This is a genomic window from Streptobacillus felis (assembly GCF_001559775.1).
Taxonomy (GTDB): domain Bacteria; phylum Fusobacteriota; class Fusobacteriia; order Fusobacteriales; family Leptotrichiaceae; genus Streptobacillus; species Streptobacillus felis.
On the sequence record NZ_LOHX01000152.1, the window covers coordinates 75,754 to 94,903 of the forward strand.

At 26.6% G+C, this 19,150-nt stretch carries 15 protein-coding genes; 14 read left to right on the plus strand and 1 reads right to left on the minus strand.

What is annotated here, in order from left to right; translation table 11 throughout:
- Positions 1 to 7: 7 nt before the first annotated feature.
- The gene (gene sppA / locus AYC60_RS03010) at positions 8 to 1,759 is read right to left on the minus strand and encodes a signal peptide peptidase SppA (RefSeq protein WP_067321124.1); all 1,752 of its coding nucleotides are present in this window, start codon (positions 1,757 to 1,759) and stop codon (positions 8 to 10) included.
- Positions 1,760 to 1,893: 134 nt separating this feature from the next.
- On the opposite strand from sppA, the gene pdxS reads away from it, so the two are divergent.
- From pdxS to guaB, 14 genes are all read left to right on the plus strand, one after another.
- Positions 1,894 to 2,769, plus strand: coding sequence for a pyridoxal 5'-phosphate synthase lyase subunit PdxS (gene pdxS, locus AYC60_RS03015; protein WP_067321127.1), 876 nt, complete (start codon positions 1,894 to 1,896; stop codon positions 2,767 to 2,769).
- Between the two features lie 2 nt (positions 2,770 to 2,771).
- Positions 2,772 to 3,350, plus strand: coding sequence for a pyridoxal 5'-phosphate synthase glutaminase subunit PdxT (gene pdxT / locus AYC60_RS03020; protein WP_067321128.1), 579 nt, complete (start codon positions 2,772 to 2,774; stop codon positions 3,348 to 3,350).
- Positions 3,337 to 3,786 (plus strand): GNAT family N-acetyltransferase, encoded by a 450-nt coding sequence (locus AYC60_RS03025; protein WP_067321131.1) that lies wholly within the window; start codon positions 3,337 to 3,339, stop codon positions 3,784 to 3,786. Before pdxT ends, AYC60_RS03025 begins: the two co-directional genes overlap by 14 nt.
- A gap of 8 nt (positions 3,787 to 3,794) precedes the next feature.
- Positions 3,795 to 4,400, plus strand: coding sequence for a class I SAM-dependent methyltransferase (locus tag AYC60_RS03030; RefSeq protein ID WP_067321134.1), 606 nt, complete (start codon positions 3,795 to 3,797; stop codon positions 4,398 to 4,400).
- 1 nt (position 4,401) lies between these two features.
- On the plus strand, positions 4,402 to 5,094 hold the full coding sequence (gene yaaA / locus AYC60_RS03035; RefSeq protein ID WP_067321137.1) for a peroxide stress protein YaaA: 693 nt from the start codon (positions 4,402 to 4,404) through the stop codon (positions 5,092 to 5,094).
- Positions 5,095 to 5,101: 7 nt separating this feature from the next.
- Positions 5,102 to 5,878 (plus strand): inositol monophosphatase family protein, encoded by a 777-nt coding sequence (locus AYC60_RS03040; RefSeq protein ID WP_067321139.1) that lies wholly within the window; start codon positions 5,102 to 5,104, stop codon positions 5,876 to 5,878.
- A gap of 303 nt (positions 5,879 to 6,181) precedes the next feature.
- Entirely contained in the window at positions 6,182 to 8,284 is a 2,103-nt protein-coding gene (locus AYC60_RS09305; RefSeq protein ID WP_067321142.1) for a hypothetical protein, read from the plus strand.
- A gap of 136 nt (positions 8,285 to 8,420) precedes the next feature.
- A complete protein-coding gene (locus AYC60_RS03050) occupies positions 8,421 to 10,220 on the plus strand; it encodes a peptidylprolyl isomerase (protein WP_067321144.1) in 1,800 nt (599 codons plus the stop codon).
- Positions 10,221 to 10,276: 56 nt separating this feature from the next.
- Positions 10,277 to 11,605, plus strand: coding sequence for a TrkH family potassium uptake protein (locus AYC60_RS03055; protein WP_067321147.1), 1,329 nt, complete (start codon positions 10,277 to 10,279; stop codon positions 11,603 to 11,605).
- Positions 11,606 to 11,612: 7 nt separating this feature from the next.
- Positions 11,613 to 12,266 (plus strand): potassium channel family protein, encoded by a 654-nt coding sequence (locus AYC60_RS03060; RefSeq protein WP_067321150.1) that lies wholly within the window; start codon positions 11,613 to 11,615, stop codon positions 12,264 to 12,266.
- Between the two features lie 8 nt (positions 12,267 to 12,274).
- Positions 12,275 to 14,185 (plus strand): tRNA uridine-5-carboxymethylaminomethyl(34) synthesis enzyme MnmG, encoded by a 1,911-nt coding sequence (mnmG, locus tag AYC60_RS03065; RefSeq protein ID WP_067321153.1) that lies wholly within the window; start codon positions 12,275 to 12,277, stop codon positions 14,183 to 14,185.
- A 15-nt stretch (positions 14,186 to 14,200) separates the two neighbouring features.
- On the plus strand, positions 14,201 to 16,054 hold the full coding sequence (locus AYC60_RS03070; protein WP_067321156.1) for a ribonuclease J: 1,854 nt from the start codon (positions 14,201 to 14,203) through the stop codon (positions 16,052 to 16,054).
- 12 nt (positions 16,055 to 16,066) lie between these two features.
- On the plus strand, positions 16,067 to 17,680 hold the full coding sequence (locus tag AYC60_RS03075) for a uracil-DNA glycosylase (RefSeq protein WP_067321158.1): 1,614 nt from the start codon (positions 16,067 to 16,069) through the stop codon (positions 17,678 to 17,680).
- Between the two features lie 2 nt (positions 17,681 to 17,682).
- Positions 17,683 to 19,143, plus strand: a complete 1,461-nt coding sequence (gene guaB, locus AYC60_RS03080; RefSeq protein ID WP_067321161.1) for an IMP dehydrogenase — start codon at positions 17,683 to 17,685, stop codon at positions 19,141 to 19,143.
- Positions 19,144 to 19,150: the final 7 nt, after the last annotated feature.

Genomic DNA, 19,150 nt, shown 5'->3' on the forward strand with positions numbered 1-19,150 from the left:
TTTCTTTTTAATATTCAAGTGGAAGGATGTCAGAATAGTACATTGCCTTACCTTTTTGATTTAATATAAATTGTAATTTTTCTTCTATTTGGTTTATTGCTTCAATTTTTTTGTTTTTTAGTTTAAATTTTATGAAAAATCTATTAAATAAAGAGAATACATCTTCATAATTTTGTTCAGAATATATATTTACTATATTATAGTCTTCATTTAATTTTAAATCTTTTTGTAGTGAATTAATAGTGTGATTTAAACCACCAAATTCATCAACTAGTTTAAGATTTAGTGCCTCTGACCCTAACCAAACTTTACCTTGTGCTATAGATTCTAAACTATCTGGTGTAAGTTTTTTATTATTGCTTAATATATCGTTTTTAAATTCTTCATAAACATCTTGAAGTTTTCTTTGGTATACATTTCTTTCTTCATCATTTAGTTCTTTTTCTGGATCTAATAATCCTATATATTTTCCTTTATTTACTCCATCTATATTAATTCCAAATTTTTGTAAAGTTCCATAGTATTTTGGTATCATAGAAACTACTCCAATAGAACCTGTTAGTGAAGATGGGTTAATAAATCTCTTGTCCCCAGCACTAGAGATATAGTAACCACCACTTGCGGCTATATCTCCTATAGAAATATATACTGGAACTTTAGAATTCATTATTCTTTCATATATTTGTTTAGCTTCTATTGCGGAACCACCAGGAGAGTTGATTCTAATAACTATACCTTTTAGACCATCTAATTTCTCTGCTTTTTCCATTTTATAATTAAAGTTATCATAAGAAATGAATGGTATAGAAGGATTATTATTGTATTCTGAAATATCTCCATCTAAATATATTACTGCAATTTTATTTGAACTAGTATTTATTTCTTTAACTTTTTTTTCTGCATATACTTGTATAGGTGTTGTATTTTCTTCATTTAGTTCTATTTTTTCAGATAATTTATCATAGAACATTAAATGATCTATAAGTGATAAATCTCTTGCTTTCTCAGGACTAATATATGCATATTCTCCATTTAATAATTTATCTTTAAATGTTTCTGAATTAATTTTTCTAGCATTCGAATTTTTCTCTATGAAATTATTTAATCTCTTATCAAGTATTCTAGTTAATGTTTCTTTTTCTTCTTCACTTATACTATTTCTAACATAATTCTGCCCGAAACTTTTATGTGTTCCTACATGTATTACTTCAAATTTAAATCCATATTTATCAAATAAATCTTTATAATATTTATTGCTATTTGAATAACCAGTTAGTATAATATCTGAATTTTGTGTATCAGGCATTATTATTTCGTTAGCATAAGTTGCAATACCATAATTCCTATTATTTATTACAGTACCATATGCGTATATTTTTTTATTTGATTTTTTGATTTTATCTAAAACAGTATCTAATTCTTCAAGCTGTGTAGGAGAAAATGCAGTAGTATCCAAGTTAATAAATATGTTTTGTACTTCATCATCTGATGCAATTAAATCAAGTGATGAATATATATCTGAAAAACTTATTTCTTTTCCTTCTATGTATTTTATAGAATTTGAAAATTTATCTTCTCCAGGGAAGTATATATCAGAAATAAGTATGTTAGTATTATTTGTATGAATTTCTTCCTTAACTAGTAATCCTCCGATTATTGCTGTAAATACTATGAATAACAGGAAAATATATACAAAAAAAGAATAAATTTTCTTTAAAGTATAAACAAAAAGATTTTTTAAAAATTTAAAAATAAACATTATATAATATATCTCCTTTCTTTTTCTTTCATTGTAAATAATATCACATTTGGTATATAAAAGCAATTTAAAGTTGTTAAAACATGTATAGTTATGATATAATTAAGAAAAAAATAAATATAAGGGAGATAGATATGGAAAATAACAGATATGAACTTAATAAAAATTTAGCACAAATGTTAAAAGGTGGAGTTATAATGGATGTATCTACACCAGAACAAGCAATAATTGCTGAAAGAGCTGGAGCATGTGCAGTAATGGCATTAGAAAGAATACCTGCAGATATAAGAGCAGTTGGAGGAGTAGCTAGAATGAGTGATCCTGCGATGATAAAAAGTATACAAGAAGTAGTAAGTATTCCTGTAATGGCAAAAGCTAGAATTGGACATTTTGTAGAAGCTCAAATATTAGAGGCAATAGAAATAGATTATATAGATGAATCTGAAGTATTAACGCCAGCAGACGATGTTTTACATATAAATAAAAAAGATTTTAAAGTTCCTTTTGTTTGTGGAGCAAAAGATTTAGGTGAAGCATTAAGAAGAATTAATGAAGGTGCATCTATGATAAGAACTAAAGGTGAACCTGGAACAGGTGATATAGTACAAGCAGTTAGACATATGAGGGCTATGCAAAATGAAATAAGAAGAATCGCTTCTTTAGATGAAAGAGAGTTATATAATGTTGCTAAAGAACTACAAGTTCCATATGATTTATTAAGATATGTTTATGAAAATAAAAAATTACCAGTAGTTAATTTTGCAGCAGGTGGAGTAGCTACTCCTGCAGATGCAGCATTAATGATGCAACTTGGAGCAGAAGGTGTATTTGTTGGTTCTGGTATATTTAAATCTGGAGATCCAGAAGCAAGAGCAAGAGCTATAGTAAAAGCAGTAACAAACTATAATGATCCTAAAGTTTTAGCAGAGGTATCAAGTAATCTAGGTGAAGCTATGGTAGGAATTAACGAATCTGAAATTAAAATTTTAATGGCTGAAAGAGGGAAATAGTAATGTTGATAGGTGTATTAGCATTACAAGGCGCTTTTGCAGAACATAAAAAAATATTAGATAAATTAAATGTTGAAAGTTTTGAAATAAGACAAAAAAAAGATATTCTTAAAGAATTTGATGCTGTGATCTTACCTGGGGGTGAAAGTCCTGTTATTGGTAAATTACTTAAAGAATTGGATATATTTGAAGAACTTAAAATTAAAATAGTAAATGGTATGCCAGTATTTGGTACTTGTGCAGGAATGATACTACTTGCAAAGGAAATTGAAAATGATGATAGAAGACATTTGGCGCTTATGGATATTAAAGTTAAAAGAAATGCCTATGGTAGACAATTGGGTTCTTTTACATGTAGTGAAAAATTTGGTTTAATAGAACAATTTCCTATGGTATTCATAAGGGCACCTCATGCTATAAATGCAGGTTATAATGTTGAAGTTTTATCTGTAGTAGATGATAAAATAGTTGCAGCTAGACAAAACAATATTCTTGTTACAGCATTTCATCCGGAACTTACTGATGATACTAGAATACATGAATATTTTATAGGAATGGTAAAAGAAAATGATAGAGTTTAAATTATTAGATCCTATTAAGGATGAAAATATATTGTATTCTATAGTTGAACTTGAAGATGTTATATTTGAAGGGGCATCTATAGGTAACTATAATATTAAGCCTATGGCTAAATATGGAAGAGTATACGCTTTGTTAAATGGTGAAGAAATTGTATCAGTAATAGAAGTTATGTCATCTTTTAATAGAGAACTTGCATATATTTATGGATTATTTACTAACACTAAATATCAAAATCAAGGTATGGGTCATAAGATTTTGGAATTAGTATTAAAAGAATTAAAAAAAATAGGTATAAAAAAAGTACAATTAACAACTGGTACGGGAAATGTTAAAGCAAATAAACTTTATCTAGATTTTAATTTCTATATTAAAGAACTTCTTAAAGATGAATACAAGGATGGAGAAGAAAGATATCTTTATGAAGTTTTAATTTAAGGAGTAGCATGAATCACTATTATACAAACAACACTGATTTAAAAACAAATAGAAAAGAAATGCAAATAGAATTTTTGAATAGAAAATACACCTTTATTACAGATATAGGTGTATTTTCTAAAAATAAGTTAGATTTTGGTACAGAGGTAATGCTTGAAGAATTTATAAAAAATAATAAAAAGAATAAGTTTTCTTTATTAGATATAGGTTGTGGATATGGAACAGTTAGTGTCATCTTATCTAAATTTTTTAATGATTCGTTTTATACATTAACTGATGTTAATGATAGAGCTTTAGAACTTGCAGAATTAAACTGTGTTAATAATTTGGTTAATAATTATAATATTTTTAAATCAAGTTCTTTTGAAAATATAAATGAAAGTTTTGATGTAATAATATCAAATCCACCAATTAGAGCAGGGAAATCAACTATATTTGATATTTATGAAAATTCATTTAAATATTTAAATTTTGATGGGGAATTTTATTGTGTAATTCAAACTAAGCATGGAGCTAAAAGTACTGAAAAAAAACTATTAGAAATATTTGGAAATTGTAAAACTTTAGGAATACATTCAGGTTATAGGGTTTATTATTGTAAAAAGGAAAAATAAGATGAAAATATTAATACCTACAGCAAAACAAATGAAGGAAAGAAAAGAAGTTGAAAAAAAGGGAATTAGTGATAAAAGTAGAAAAGTACTTTTATCTATATTAAAAGTTGAAGACTTAGCAAAATTTTTTAAAATTAAAAATGAACAGGCTATAGTTGAAAGAAAAAGATTTGAAGATATTAAAAATAATAGATCTAAGGAATATTGTGCATTGGAATTGTTTGATGGTTTAATGTACAGAAATATTAAAAGAGATAACTTAAATGAAGTAGAAAAAAAATATTTGAAAAATATTTTTATTACTTCATCTTTTTATGGAATAATTAATGTTTTAGATAATATTTCCCCACATAGATTGGATTTTTTAAACAATTTAGATGTTGAAGGTGAAAGTTTAAAAAAATTTTGGCAAAATGAATATGATGATGCTTTAAAAAATGAAGAAATTATTTTATCATTGTTATCTTCAGAATTTGAAGAAGTTTTTAGTAAAGAAATAAGAGAAAAAATGTATAAGGTAGTATTTAAAGATAATGGTAAAATTCATTCAACAATTTCTAAAAAAGCAAGAGGGATGTTTATTACTAAAATGATGGAAGAAAATATTCTAGATATAGAAGAAATTGAAAATATTGAATTTGAAGGATATAAATTGAAGGAAAAAAAAGAAAGATTATATATTTTTGAAAGATGAGGTATTTATGTTAAGTAATGAATTAATTACAAAAGTTATAGAAATTGTAGTAGAAGCAGGGAATCTAATAGAAGGTACAGAAATTAGTAATATTTATTCTAAAGGTGATTTAGTAAATGTGGTAACTGATGTAGATATTAAAAGTCAAAATTTCTTAATAAAAAACTTGAATCCATTAATAGAAAATGCAATTTTTTTGGCAGAAGAAAAAGAAAATGAAATTCTAACTGATGAATATACATGGATAATAGATCCTATTGATGGTACTACAAATTACACATATTCATTTAAACACTCTGCAGTATCAGTGGCATTATTAAAAAATAAAGAAGTAATATTAGGTGTTTGCTATAATCCATATTTAGAAGAAGTGTTTTATGCAATAAAAAATAATGGTTCATATTTAAATGGAGAATTATTAAAAATAGAAGATAAAAAGTTAGAAGAAAGTTTGATAATGTGTGGAACTAGTCCATATAAAAAAGAATTAGCAGATGAAACTTTTAGAGTAATGAAAGTACTTTATTTAAAAGGTAAAGATATAAGAAGAAGTGGTTCGGCAGTAAATGATCTATGTTATTTAGCTGCAGGTAGAGTAGATGGATTTTATGAAGGTGAACTTGCTATATGGGATTTTTCTGCTGCAAAATTAATAATAGAAGAAGCAGGAGGGGTATTAGAGATATTAAATGGAAAATGGGGAGATAAACATTCGGTTAAAGTAATAGCTGGTAATAAAAAAAATATATCTGAAATTAAGGAAATAGTATTAAAAAATAAATAATTTTAAAAAATACTTGCAATTATATAGAAATTAGAGTATAATAACTTTGACTAACATAGCGTTAGTCAACCTCAATTAACCCCCCCTTTAAGGGTTACCCGGCAGGGTAACTCTTTTTTTTTAAAAGTGTTGGAAAGCTAGAAAAATGATTTTGAGAAAAATATACTTTAATATAGATAATTATTTGCTCTAAGGTTATTTTTTTAGCATGATTGAATTTTCAAATAAATATTGACAAAAAAACAGAAGTAAGGTATAATATTTTTGAAAATATATAATAAAATAAAATTAGGAGGATAAGACATGAAAAAAATCTTATTAGGAGTTATAGCATTAACTTCTGCTGCATCTTTTGGTGCTAAATATGAACACTTACATGGTTACTTAGAATTAGAAGGTAAAGCTTCTGTTGAAAAACCAGTAACTTATGAAGAAGTAGATGGAGAAGTAAAAGTTAAAGATTTAGGTTCTCAAGAAGATGTAACTTATAAATTAGGTGCAAAAGGTGACTTAGGTGTATTTATGCACAAAGATAAAGAAGTATTTGCATTTATAGGAACAAACTTAAGTGGAACTAAAAAAGGTCAAGAAGATCTAGCATTTAATCAAAAAACTCCATATCATTTTGGATTAAGATGGGATTCTGACATAATTGATACATTTAATGTACAATTAACTGCAGCTCACAGAAGAGGTGGAGAAGGAATTGCATGGGTTGAGAAAACTAAATTAAATGATGAAAAAGAAAAAGTACACAACGTAAATGGAATCAAATACGCAGTTGAAAAACACTTAGGAGCTAAAGGTAAAGAAACTAAAGCAACTACAGATCAAGGATACAAATTAAGACCAGAAGATACATTCTTATTATCAGGTGTATTAAATGGTAAAATTTACAACAACTTTGAATTAACAGTAGCTGGATTATATAACTCAGCTGATTTCAAAGATGGTACACATGAATTAGAAACTTATGTTAAAACTAATGGAAATTTAAGAGAAAACGTAAGAATAGCTAATGCTGAAATCAAACATACTTTAAACAGTGCTAACTATGATAGAATAGGTAAATTATATGGAGACGTTAAAGTTGAAACTAAAGCAAGCGATGTTGTTGAATTAACTAACGAAGCTAAATTTACTTTAGATAGCATCTTAAAAGGTCAAGAAAGAAAAACTAAAGTTGAAGTATTAAACCACGGTAAATATACTGGAATCAAAAATGTTGAGTTAAGAGGAGATGTAAACTATACTTTAGGAATTAAAGAAACAGCAGCAACTGAATTAACTCACGAACCAGAAGCTAAATTAGGAATTACTTTCAAACCAGTAGCTGGTTTAACTGTAAGTTCTGATAATACAAACAAAGTTACTTATAAACATGAAGTAGGTCAAGCAGGAACTGAATTTAAAAACAACTTTAAAACTACAAACAAAATTATGTACAATGTTGCTAAAGGTGTAGATTTACATACATTAGCAGAATACAAATTAGAATCTAACTTATTAAGCAATGCTTCAGACCCTAAACATTCACATGCTGTATTAGCAGGTGCTGGATTAAATGCTAACACAGAAGTAGCAGGAGCTAAAGTAGAATCTTCATTAGAAGGAAGATACTTATTCAATGCTAAATCTAAAGATGCAAATAAAGAATTCAGACATCAAGGATTTGTATGGTCAGAAAATAAAGTATCATATGATATTAACGATAACAACAAATTAAGTGGAAAAGTTAATTTATATAACTATATTAACTTATCGACTAAAGATGATAACGGTAAACATAAATTAGATAAAGCAAAAGATTTTGGTGATGTATTCTTAGCAAACGTTGCTGTTGATTATACTAACATGACAGGGAAATTTACTAACAAAGTTTATGTAGATGCTAAATATGGACTAGAAGCTGAATTAAAAGCTAAAGAAATTAAACAAGGTGTTATAGTTGGGTTTGGTGGAGAAACTTCATTCAAAGCTAGTGAAAATGTTGATGTAATCTTTACATTAGATAATGAATATACATTAAATGGATTAAATGGAGATGTTCATGGAGTTTATGTAGATTACATTAAAGATGCATCTAATTATCAAGAAAACGTTCATGCATATGCTGCTGATAAATATGATGCTTCTAAACAACATGATTTAAGAAAAGCTAAAGACACAATTAAAGATTTAACTGATGGTGCTTTACAAACTAAAGAACAATTAGAAGCTGTTAAACATGATTTATCAGTATCACCTAAATTAACAACTAAATTTACTTATGTAGATGGTAGATTAGTAGTTAAACCATGGATAGGTGCTGGATTTGACTTTAATAACAGAGGAACTGAAAAAGAAGGATTTGCTTTAAGAAAAATAAGTGGAAATGCTGGAGTAAACGTTAAATATACTTGGTAATTATAATTAATATAAATTGACTACAACTTAGGTTGTAGTCTTTTTTTTCTACATATATTTTACTTATAAAACTTGAATTTAATAGGCATAATATGATATAATTACATATAAAACATTTAATAGGAGGAACAAAAAAATGGCATTAAAAAAAATGGGAAGACCTATGAAAATTATTACGGTCTTTATAGCAATTGCAATGCTAATTCCAGTATTTATGTCTGCTTATACTTACTTTACTAATAAAGAGAGCAAAACTGTTATATTAAAAATTGATGGAGAAAAAATATATAAAGAGGATTTTGAACAAAAATTCGCTGATTTTTCAAAACAAATTGAAGGCTTAAACGAGCAAGTAATTAAAGCAAATAACTTGGATAAAGAAAAATTTGAAGCTTTGCCTGAAGAAATTACAAAAGGGTATGTATTAGCTGGACAAATTTATGAAGCATTAAGCAATGTACTTACAACTGAATTAGGAGCAACAGTTTCTAAAACTGAGATTAATCAAAAATTTAAAGAATTAGAAGATCAAATGGGTGGAAGTAAAGGTCTTGTAGCAGCTTTAAATGCTCAAGGACAAACTATAGAAGGTTTAAGAGAAACAATAAAAGGTTTCTTATTAAATGATAAAAAATTAGATATTATTAAACAAAAAATATCAGTTTCTGATACAGAAATTGAAAATAGATTTAATCAACAAAAATTCACTGAATTTGAGGGTAAATCATTTGCTGAAGTTAAGGATGATGTTAAAAATCAAATATTAACTGAAAAAGCAAGAATATATGAAAAATCTTTAATGGAAAATAAGTTTAACACTGCTAATTTTTCTGTAAGTGATAAAACTATTGAACCAGTTTTAAATAAATTAAAAGAAATAATTTTTGAAAAAGATGAATATAAATTTACATATATGGATGTAATATCTCAAGTAGTAAATTTATTCTTCCAAGAAGGAAAAGGATATACTGAAGAATTCCAAACTAAAGTAAGAACTTTACTAGAAACTGATTTAGATAAAAAAATTAGAATTAAAGATAAAGCATTAGAAGCTGGATTATCATTAAATCAAGATTTATTACCAAAATATCAATTAGAATATATAGCTGAAGATTATGTTTCTCAATTATTAGGGTCATATAAAGCTAGTGAAGAAGAAATGAGAGCTATATTTAATAAATATGAAGGTGCATTTGATATACCACATACTGTGAGTGGTGAAATAATAGGTATGGCATTTATACCAAATGATGAAGATGCTAAAGAAACTGAAGCTAAGGTTGCAGAATTAATGAAAACAATTACTAAAGAAAATTTTGCTGAAAAAGCAAAAGAATTATCTAAAGACCCAGGAAGTGCACAAAATGGTGGAGATTTAGGTAAGGCAAATATTAATAATTATGTACCTGAGTTTAAAGAAGCAGTTGCAAAAGCTGAAGCAGGAACTATAGTAGGACCTGTAAAAACACAATTTGGATATCACATTATCTTAGTTGAAGAAAAAGATAAAGATAATAAAGATATTGCAACATTAAAACATATATTAATAGGTGTTGAACCTGGAGATAAAACTAAAGAAGAAACTAAAGGTAAAGTTTTAGAAATAAAAGATTTAATTACAAGTAAAAAATTAACTTGGGAAAATATTACTAGTGATACAACTGGTAAGTATAAAGAATTTGGTATTAAAGATCATTTCTCAAAAATAAAAGAAAATGATAAATTACCTGTAGTTGGTTATGATAAAGCTATTAATTCAAAATTATTCTCAGCAAATGTAGGGGAATTTATAGAAATATCATTAGAAGATTCTTTTGTAATTATTCAAAAAACAGAAGATATACCATATAAAAAAGTTGGATTTGATGAAGTAAAAGAAAAATTAAACTACATCGCAGCAACTGAATATGTTACAAAACATTTATTAGAAATATAATTTGAATAAGGACAATCTTTTTTTAGATTGTCCTTATTAAAAAAATGGAGTGTAAAATGGGAAAAAAAATATCACCATATATATTGATAGTATTTTCATTCATATCAATAATTATATTAGGTGCAATCTTATTAACATTTAGAATTAGTCTTAAAAATGGAATAAATATTACTTTTTTTGATGCATTATTTACTGCTACGTCCGCTGTAACTGTTACAGGTTTAAGTGTATTAGATGTAAGCAAAACGTTTAATGGATTTGGTAGGGTAATAATATTAATATTAATACAACTTGGAGGATTAGGAGTATTAACTTTTTCTTCACTTATTGTTTTGCTAATTTCTAAAAAAATAGGATATTATACCAAAAAATTAGTTAGGGAAGATTTAAATTTTGAAGATAAATTAGATATTTATTTATATATTAAAAAAGTTGCTATGGTAGTATTTGGAATAGAATTACTAGGAGCGTTCTTTTTACTAACAGATTTTTTAAAAAAATATAGTTTAGGTAAAGCAATTTTTTATTCGATTTTTCATTCTATTTCGGCGTTTTGTAATGCAGGTTTTTCTTTATATAGTGATAATTTAGAGGGGTTTGTTGATAATATATATGTAAATATTATTATTGCATTATTAATATTTACAGGTGGGGTAGGATTTGCAGCAATTATAGATATATATAATTATATTAATGGTAAAAGTAGAAGATTAACTATAAATACTAAATTTTCTATAAATATTACTGTTTCACTTTTATTAATTGGTATGTTTATGTTCTTTATATTTGAATATACTAATTTAAGTAGTATAGGATCAATGTCTATAGGGAAAAAGATACTCGCAAGTTTCTTTCAATCTGTAAGCTTAAGAACTGCAGGATTTAATACTGTAAATTTAAATGAATTAAGAGTACCAACTGTGTTAATTTCTTGTGTACTAATGTTTATTGGTGCTTCTCCTGGATCTACAGGTGGGGGAATAAAAACAAACACTGTAGGAATACTATTTTTAGGTATCAAAGCATCACTTAAGAATAAAGGAGAAATGGTATTTTCAAAAAGAAGTATTTCATTTAAAACCTTTAATAAGGCTGCTGCTTTATTACTAATAGCAATATCATATGTTTTCTTTATATTCGCATTAATGAGTATATTTGAAAGTGATAAAGATATAGTGAAAGTTTTATTTGAATTAATTTCTGCTATGGGTACTGTTGGATTAAGTATGGGTATTACAGCAGAACTTACAGTTTACTCTAAAATATTAATAATAATAACTATGTTTTTAGGTAGAGTTGGTTTATTAACTGTAGTATTAGCTTTATCTAGAAATACAGGTAAAGGTAAATATGCATATCCAGAAGAAAATATATTAATTGGTTAGGAGAATTATGAAAAATTTTTTAGTAATAGGTTTAGGAGAATTTGGAAAGTCAGTTGCAAGAACTTTATATAAAAACGGTAATACAGTTTTAGCATTAGATTCATCTGAAGAACTAGTTAGACAAGCTTTAGAAGAAGAGATAGTTGATGAAGCTATAATACTTGATGTTACAGATGAAACAACTTTAAAAAATGTAATAAAAGATGATTTCGATGTTGCTTTTGTATGCATTGGAACAAATATACAATCTAGTATTTTAGTTACTTTACAATTAAAAGAATTAGGAATAAAAAAAATAATTTGTAAGGCTGTCTCTCATACTCAAGGTAAAGTATTAAAAAAAATTGGTGCTGATATGGTTGTTTATCCTGAGGAATCTATGGGAGAAAAAATAGCTTTAGCATCTTTAAGACCAACTGTAGTTGAGCATTTTAGATTTTCTGAAGAATATTCAGTTTTTGAAATAATTATGCCTGAAGACTTTATTGGTAAAACTTTAAAAGAACTTGATTTAAGAAATAAATATGAAGCCAATGTTATGGCATTAAAATATTCAGATGGAACTATGAATGTTACACCAAATCCAAATGATATTTTAAGGGAAAATGATATGTTAATAATGTTGCTTAAAACAGAAATGATAGATAGAATAATAAAATAGGGGTGAATATGAATAATAAATACGATATTCTAGTAATAGGAGCTGGGCATGCAGGTATAGAAGCAGCTCTTGCTGGTGCTAGATTAGGATTAAAAACAGCTATGTTTACAATTACATTAGATAATATTGGGGTTATGTCATGTAATCCTTCAATAGGTGGACCAGCTAAGTCACATCTTGTAAAAGAACTTGATGCGTTAGGTGGACAAATGGCTAAAACTATAGATAAGTCTTTTGTACAGATAAGAATTTTAAATACAAAAAAAGGTCCTGCAGTTAGAGCTTTAAGATCACAAGCTGATAGAAAAATTTATGCAAGAAATATGAAAAAAATAGTTGAAAATCAAGAAAATCTTGATGTTGTACAAGATATAGTTACAGAATTAATATACGAAAAGGATAATGAAAAAGAATTTGTAGTTAGAGGGGTAAAAACTAAAAATGGATTAGAATTTTATGCTAAAAGTGTAATTATTTGTTCTGGAACATTTTTAAATGGATTACTTTACGTAGGAGATAAAATTATAGAAGGTGGACGTATGGGTGAACTTTCAGCAAAAGATTTAACTTCTTCTTTAGTTGATATGGGCTTAGCTGTTAGAAGGTTTAAAACAGGAACTTCACCAAGAATAGATGCAAGAACTATTAATTTTGATATACTTGAAGAACAACCAGGTGAAACAGATAAAGTAATAAAGTTTTCTAATTCTACACCAGATGAAGTGATTGAAAATACAAAACAACTTTCTTGCTATATAACTAGAACAAACCTAGATTTACATAAAATAATAAGGGATAATTTAAATAGATCACCATTATTTAACGGAACTATTAAAGATTCTGTAGGTCCAAGATATTGCCCATCTATAGAGGATAAAGTAATTAAATTTAATGATAAAGATTCCCATCATTTATTTTTAGAGCCCGAAGGATTTGATACAAATGAAGTATATATTTCTGGATTATCTACATCTTATCCTGCAGATTTACAACAAGAGATGGTAAGACAAATTGAAGGATTAGAAAATGCAAGAATTATGAGATATGGATACGCAGTAGAATATGATTTTGTAAATCCAAATGAACTTGAATATACTTTAGAAACGAAAAAAGTAAAAGGTCTTTATTTAGCAGGACAAATAAATGGAACAAGTGGATATGAAGAAGCAGCTGTTCAAGGCTTAATTGCAGGAATTAATGCAAGTTTAGCTATAAAAGGAGAAGAACCTCTTTTATTAGAAAGAAATAATTCATATATTGCAACTTTAATAGATGATTTAATTACTAAAGAAATTGAAGAACCATATAGAATGTTTACAGCTAGATCCGAATACAGACTAATACTTAGAGAAGATAATGCTGATTTAAGATTATCTCATATAGGACATAAAATTGGACTTGTAGATGATGCCACTTTTGGTAAAGTATTAGATAAAATGAATAATGTAGCTAAAACTATAGAAGTATTAGAAAATACTAAACTAGGTGTAAGTAACAAAAAATTAGTTGAAGTATTAGAAAAAAATAATGAAACATTAAAGAGTGGAACTACATTAAAAGAATTACTTCGTAGACCTAGTTTTACTTATGATGACATTAAATATATATCTGAAGATATAGAAAATATGGAAAATATTCATTTTGATGAAGAAACAGAATATCAAATTGAAGTACAAATTAAATATGAAGGATATATTAACAAAGCAAATGCAATGATAGAGAAACAAAGAAAATTAGAGGAAAAAATAATTCCAAGTGAATTAGATTTCTTAGAAATTAAAGGTATAACTGGAGAAGCTAAACAAAAACTACATGAAAGAAATCCGCATACTGTAGGTCAAGCTTCTCGTATAGCAGGTGTTACACCAGCTGATATATCAGTTTTATTAATGTATTTAGATGGAAAAATAAAAATATAGAAGAAAGGAGAATAAATGGATAAAAAAGAAAAAACATTTTCTAAAAAGAAAAAAGAGCTAGATGAAAAAATGAAAGCTATGAAAGAACTTTTTGAAGAAGACGAAGTTATATTAAAAAATAAGAAAAATAATATATCTAAAAGTAAAAAAGTAAAAAAAGTTGAAGAAAAAATTGAAGTAGTTGAAAAAGTTAATGATGTGACTACTGATAAAACATACATAATTCCATTAGGTGGATTAGAAGAAATAGGGAAAAATATGACAGTTATCCAGTATAGAGATGAAATGATAGTTATAGATGCTGGACTTACATTTCCAGAAGATGAACATTTAGGTATAGATTTGATTATACCAAGTTTTGAATATTTATCTTCAAATGTATCTAAAGTTAAAGCCTTACTTATTACTCATGGCCATGAAGATCATATAGGAGCTGTTCCATATTTTTATCAAAAATTAGGTTCAGAAATACCTATGTATGGTGGTAAATTAAGCTTAGAATTAGCATTAGCTAAATTTGAAAAAATAGTGACTAAAAAACCAAGATGTAATTTTATTTCAAATAGAAATGAAGTTAAAATTGGTAAATATTTTACAGTAGAATTTATAAGTGTAACACATTCAATACCTGATTGTTATGCGATAAGAATAAAAACACCTACAAGCACTATATTACATACAGGAGATTTTAAAGTAGATTTAACACCTATTAATGATGAGAAATTTGATTTTGGTAGATTAGCAACTATAGGGGAAGAAGGGGTTGATTTATTACTTTCAGATAGTACTAATGCTCAAATTCCAGGATCTACTCCATCGGAGTCAGTAGTTGGAAGAAGTATAGATGCAGAAGTTTCAAAAGCAACTGGAAGAGTTATACTTGCTTCGTTTGCATCACATGTACATAGAATACAACAAATTATATTAATAGCACAAAAATATGGTAGAAAAATTGCGATTGATGGTAGAAGTATGTTAAAGATATTTGAAATCTGTTCTAAATTAGGATATTTAAAAATTCCTAAGAGTATGGTTATTACACTAGAACAGGCTGAAAATTTACCAGAAAATAAGGTGATGATAATTTGTACAGGTACACAAGGAGAACCTTTATCAGTATTATCTAGAATAGCTAATGGTACACATAAGTCTATTTCATTAAGAGCTAATGATAAGGTAATTATTTCAGGCTCACCTATACCTGGGAATGAAAAAGCAGCATATAAAAACATTAATCAATTATTGAAAAAAGAAGCATCAGTAATATTTGAAAAAATAATGGGAATACATGTTTCAGGACATGGATGTCAAGAAGAACAAAAATTAATGCTTAATTTAATAAAACCAAAATATTTTATGCCAGTACATGGTGAATATGTAATGCTTAAAAAACATAAAGAGTTAGCTATGCAAGTTGGAGTTCCGGAAGATAATATTTTACTTGCAGAAAATGGTTCTAAATTAGAACTAACACCAAATAGCTTTAAAAATGTTGGCAAAGTTCCAAGTGGAGCTGTATATATTTATGGTGATAGTGTTGGTAATGTAAGAGAACATATTTTAAGAGAAAGACAATCTTTAGCAGACAACGGAGTATTGACAATATCAGTTGTTCAAAATTCTGATTTGAAATTTATTGGAGATCCAATAATATTTAGTAAAGGTTTCTTATATAAAAAAGATGATAGTACTTCTCAAATTTCTGAGAGTATGAAGGAGGTTGTTAACTCTAAACTTGCAACATTGGAGCAAAATAAAGAACAAGATATAGAAAAAATTAAGAATGGTATCGTAAATACTTTAAATAATTTCTTTAACGATAATATAGGTAAAGTTCCTACGGTTATAGTTACAGTTGTAAGAATATAGGTAGGTAAATATATGGAATTGATATTAAAAGACAGTATTAATTTTAATTTTAATATATCTGATTTTGAATTAGACCCACTAAATAATACTTTAATAACTACTGGTGAATCATTAAATTTTTTGAAGGATTTAAAAGTATTTAAAAGTATAAAGGGGAAAATGAAAAATTCTGAAAGTATTACATTTATTAAATATGAAAATCAGTTATTTCAAAGTAATGACTTATATATAGTCTCTATGGATAATAAGATATTTAAAGTAGATGGTAAAAGAAAAAAAATTGTTAATGAAATTATATTACCAATAAATAACATAGAGAATATAGTTGTAAGTAAATCTGGTAAGATAGCATATATTTCTAATGGTATACTTTATGTAAATGAAGTAGATTCAGAAACTTTAAAAGCCTTTCCTTTAACAGAAAATGTTGAGGGTAGATTTAAAATATATATTAGTGGTGAAAATATTTTGATAAAGTACAGAAAAATGCATGAAAGTACTATAAAAATAATTATTTTCTCTTTACAAAATTTAAAAAAAATTGCTGAAATTAGTTCAACAACTAATCATATTTATTCTAAAATAGATAAATTGGATTATGTTGCTTCAACTGATGAAGGATATATAGAAATTTGGGATATTTTAGAATCACAAATAAAAGAATCGCATAGAATTTCTAAATATAAGATAACATATATAGAAAAAGATGAAGACTATTTTTATTTTGGTAATATTAATGGAGAATTAATAGTAACAGATAGTAATTTAAATATTTTAAAAATATATAAGATTTTTCAAGAAGAAATTAAAAAAATACAAATATTTGATACAAAAATTTATGTGCTTTCATTTAGCAATAGAATGAAAATATTTGATAAAATAAATTCTGAAAATAAATTTGATGATGTTGTAAATGAATTTATGTATAAATACAAAATACATGAAAGTTATAAAGATTTTTTCGATATTAATATAGTTTCAAAAATTAAAGGATTTATAGATAATTTAGATGCAGATTATGTAAGTTATACACCAAGTTCAGAAAAAATATTTAAAGCTTTAAATCAAGATATTTCTAATATTAAAGTTTGTATTATGGGTAAAGATCCATACTTTCAAAGAGGCGTTGCAACAGGACTTGCTTTTGAAGTAGAAAGTGATAATTGGCATGATGAGAAAGTAAATACATCTCTAAAGAATATTTTGAAATTGATATATAAAACATATACAGGTAAGATGGGAGATATTTCTGAAATAAGAAATTCTATATTAAAGAAAGAATTTAATATTTTACCACCAAATAAAATATTTAAGAGTTGGGAAAAACAAGGTGTATTATTATTGAATTCCTCTTTAACAACTTTAATTGATAAAGCAGGTGCTCATCATAAATTTTGGGAGAATATAATTAATGATTTAATAGTATATATTAGTAACAAAAACCTAAATATAACATATCTATTATGGGGTAATGATGCTGCCTTAATGGAAAAATATATAGCTAATGGAGAAATAATTAAACATAATCATCCAGCTATATGTGGTAACTTAAAAAATGAAAATGATTTTATGTTAGGTAAATCTTTTGAATTAACAAAAAAATATATAAATTGGTTAGGAGTGTAGAAATGAGTAAAATTGTATTAGAAGGATTAACTTTTGATGATGTATTATTAATACCTCAAAGTTCAACTATTATTCCAAGTGAGGTAGATTTAAAAACTAAATTAACAAAAAAATTAACGTTAAATGTACCTATTATTAGTGCGGCTATGGATACAGTTACTGAAGCTGAACTTGCTATTGCTATAGCAAGAGAGGGTGGTATAGGATTTATTCATAAGAATATGACTATAGAAAGACAAGCAGAAGAAGTTAATAAAGTTAAAATATTTGAAAGTGGTATGATAACTAATCCTATTACTTTAAATGTTGGATCTGATTTACAAGAAGCAAACGAAATTATGAGAAAATATAAAATTTCTGGGTTACCTGTAATTAATGGTGAAAATGAATTATTAGGTATAATAACTAATAGAGATTTAAAATATAGAGAAGATTTAACTTCAAAAGTTGTAGATGTAATGACTAAAGAAAATTTAATTACTGCAAAAGTTGGAACTACATTTGAAGAAGCAAAAAAAATATTATTAGAACATAGAATAGAAAAATTACCTATAGTTGAAAATGGTAAATTAAAAGGATTAATTACTATTAAAGATATAGACAATGTTTCAAATTACCCTAATGCATGTAAAGATGATAAAGGTAGATTAAGAGTTGGAGCAGCAGTTGGGATAGGAACTGATACTTTAAGAAGAGTTAAAGCATTAGTAGAGGCAGGTGTAGATATTATTACTGTAGATTCTGCTCATGGACATTCTCATGGAGTTATAGAAAAAATAAAAGAAATAAGAAGAGAATTTCCTAATTTAAATCTAATAGGTGGTAACATTGTTACTAAAGAAGCTGCTATAGCATTAGTAGAAGCTGGAGTAGATGCAGTTAAAGTAGGAGTAGGACCAGGATCTATTTGTACAACTCGTGTTATTTCTGGAGTGGGAATGCCTCAATTATCAGCTGTAATGGAAGTTGCTGAATACTGTAATGAAAAAGGTATAGGAGTAATTGCTGATGGAGGAATAAAACTTTCTGGAGATATAGTTAAAGCTATTGCTGCAGGTGCTGACTGTGTTATGTTAGGAGGATTATTAGCAGGAACACATGAATCACCAGGTGAAGAAATTCTATATAATGGAAGAGCTTATAAGAGTTATGTTGGAATGGGTTCATTAGTGGCTATGAAAAGAGGAAGTAAAGATAGATATTTCCAATTAGAGTCTGCAACTGATAAACTAGTACCAGAAGGTATAGAATCTATGGTTCCATTAAAAGGAAAATTAAAAGACGTATTATTCCAATTATGTGGTGGATTACGTTCAGGAATGGGATATTGTGGTACACCTACTATTGAAGATTTAAAAGTTAATGGTAAATTTGTTAAAATTACTAATGCTGGATTAAAAGAATCACATCCTCATGATGTTATAGTTACTAAAGAAGCACCAAATTATAGTGGAATTAAATAGGAGATAG

Excerpts from the sequence above, each read along its gene's own strand:
- guaB (WP_067321161.1), top strand. The coding sequence starts at position 17,683 with ATGAGTAAAATTGTATTAGAAGGATTAACTTTTGATGATGTATTATTA.
- pdxS (WP_067321127.1), top strand. The coding sequence starts at position 1,894 with ATGGAAAATAACAGATATGAACTTAATAAAAATTTAGCACAAATGTTA.
- AYC60_RS03040 (WP_067321139.1), top strand. The coding sequence starts at position 5,102 with ATGTTAAGTAATGAATTAATTACAAAAGTTATAGAAATTGTAGTAGAA.
- AYC60_RS03070 (WP_067321156.1), top strand. The coding sequence starts at position 14,201 with ATGGATAAAAAAGAAAAAACATTTTCTAAAAAGAAAAAAGAGCTAGAT.
- AYC60_RS03075 (WP_067321158.1), top strand. The coding sequence starts at position 16,067 with ATGGAATTGATATTAAAAGACAGTATTAATTTTAATTTTAATATATCT.
- AYC60_RS03060 (WP_067321150.1), top strand. The coding sequence starts at position 11,613 with ATGAAAAATTTTTTAGTAATAGGTTTAGGAGAATTTGGAAAGTCAGTT.
- AYC60_RS03030 (WP_067321134.1), top strand. The coding sequence starts at position 3,795 with ATGAATCACTATTATACAAACAACACTGATTTAAAAACAAATAGAAAA.
- AYC60_RS09305 (WP_067321142.1), top strand. The coding sequence starts at position 6,182 with ATGAAAAAAATCTTATTAGGAGTTATAGCATTAACTTCTGCTGCATCT.
- AYC60_RS03050 (WP_067321144.1), top strand. The coding sequence starts at position 8,421 with ATGGCATTAAAAAAAATGGGAAGACCTATGAAAATTATTACGGTCTTT.
- AYC60_RS03055 (WP_067321147.1), top strand. The coding sequence starts at position 10,277 with ATGGGAAAAAAAATATCACCATATATATTGATAGTATTTTCATTCATA.
- AYC60_RS03025 (WP_067321131.1), top strand. The coding sequence starts at position 3,337 with ATGATAGAGTTTAAATTATTAGATCCTATTAAGGATGAAAATATATTG.
- pdxT (WP_067321128.1), top strand. The coding sequence starts at position 2,772 with ATGTTGATAGGTGTATTAGCATTACAAGGCGCTTTTGCAGAACATAAA.
- yaaA (WP_067321137.1), top strand. The coding sequence starts at position 4,402 with ATGAAAATATTAATACCTACAGCAAAACAAATGAAGGAAAGAAAAGAA.
- mnmG (WP_067321153.1), top strand. The coding sequence starts at position 12,275 with ATGAATAATAAATACGATATTCTAGTAATAGGAGCTGGGCATGCAGGT.
- sppA (WP_067321124.1), bottom strand. The coding sequence starts at position 1,759 with ATGTTTATTTTTAAATTTTTAAAAAATCTTTTTGTTTATACTTTAAAG.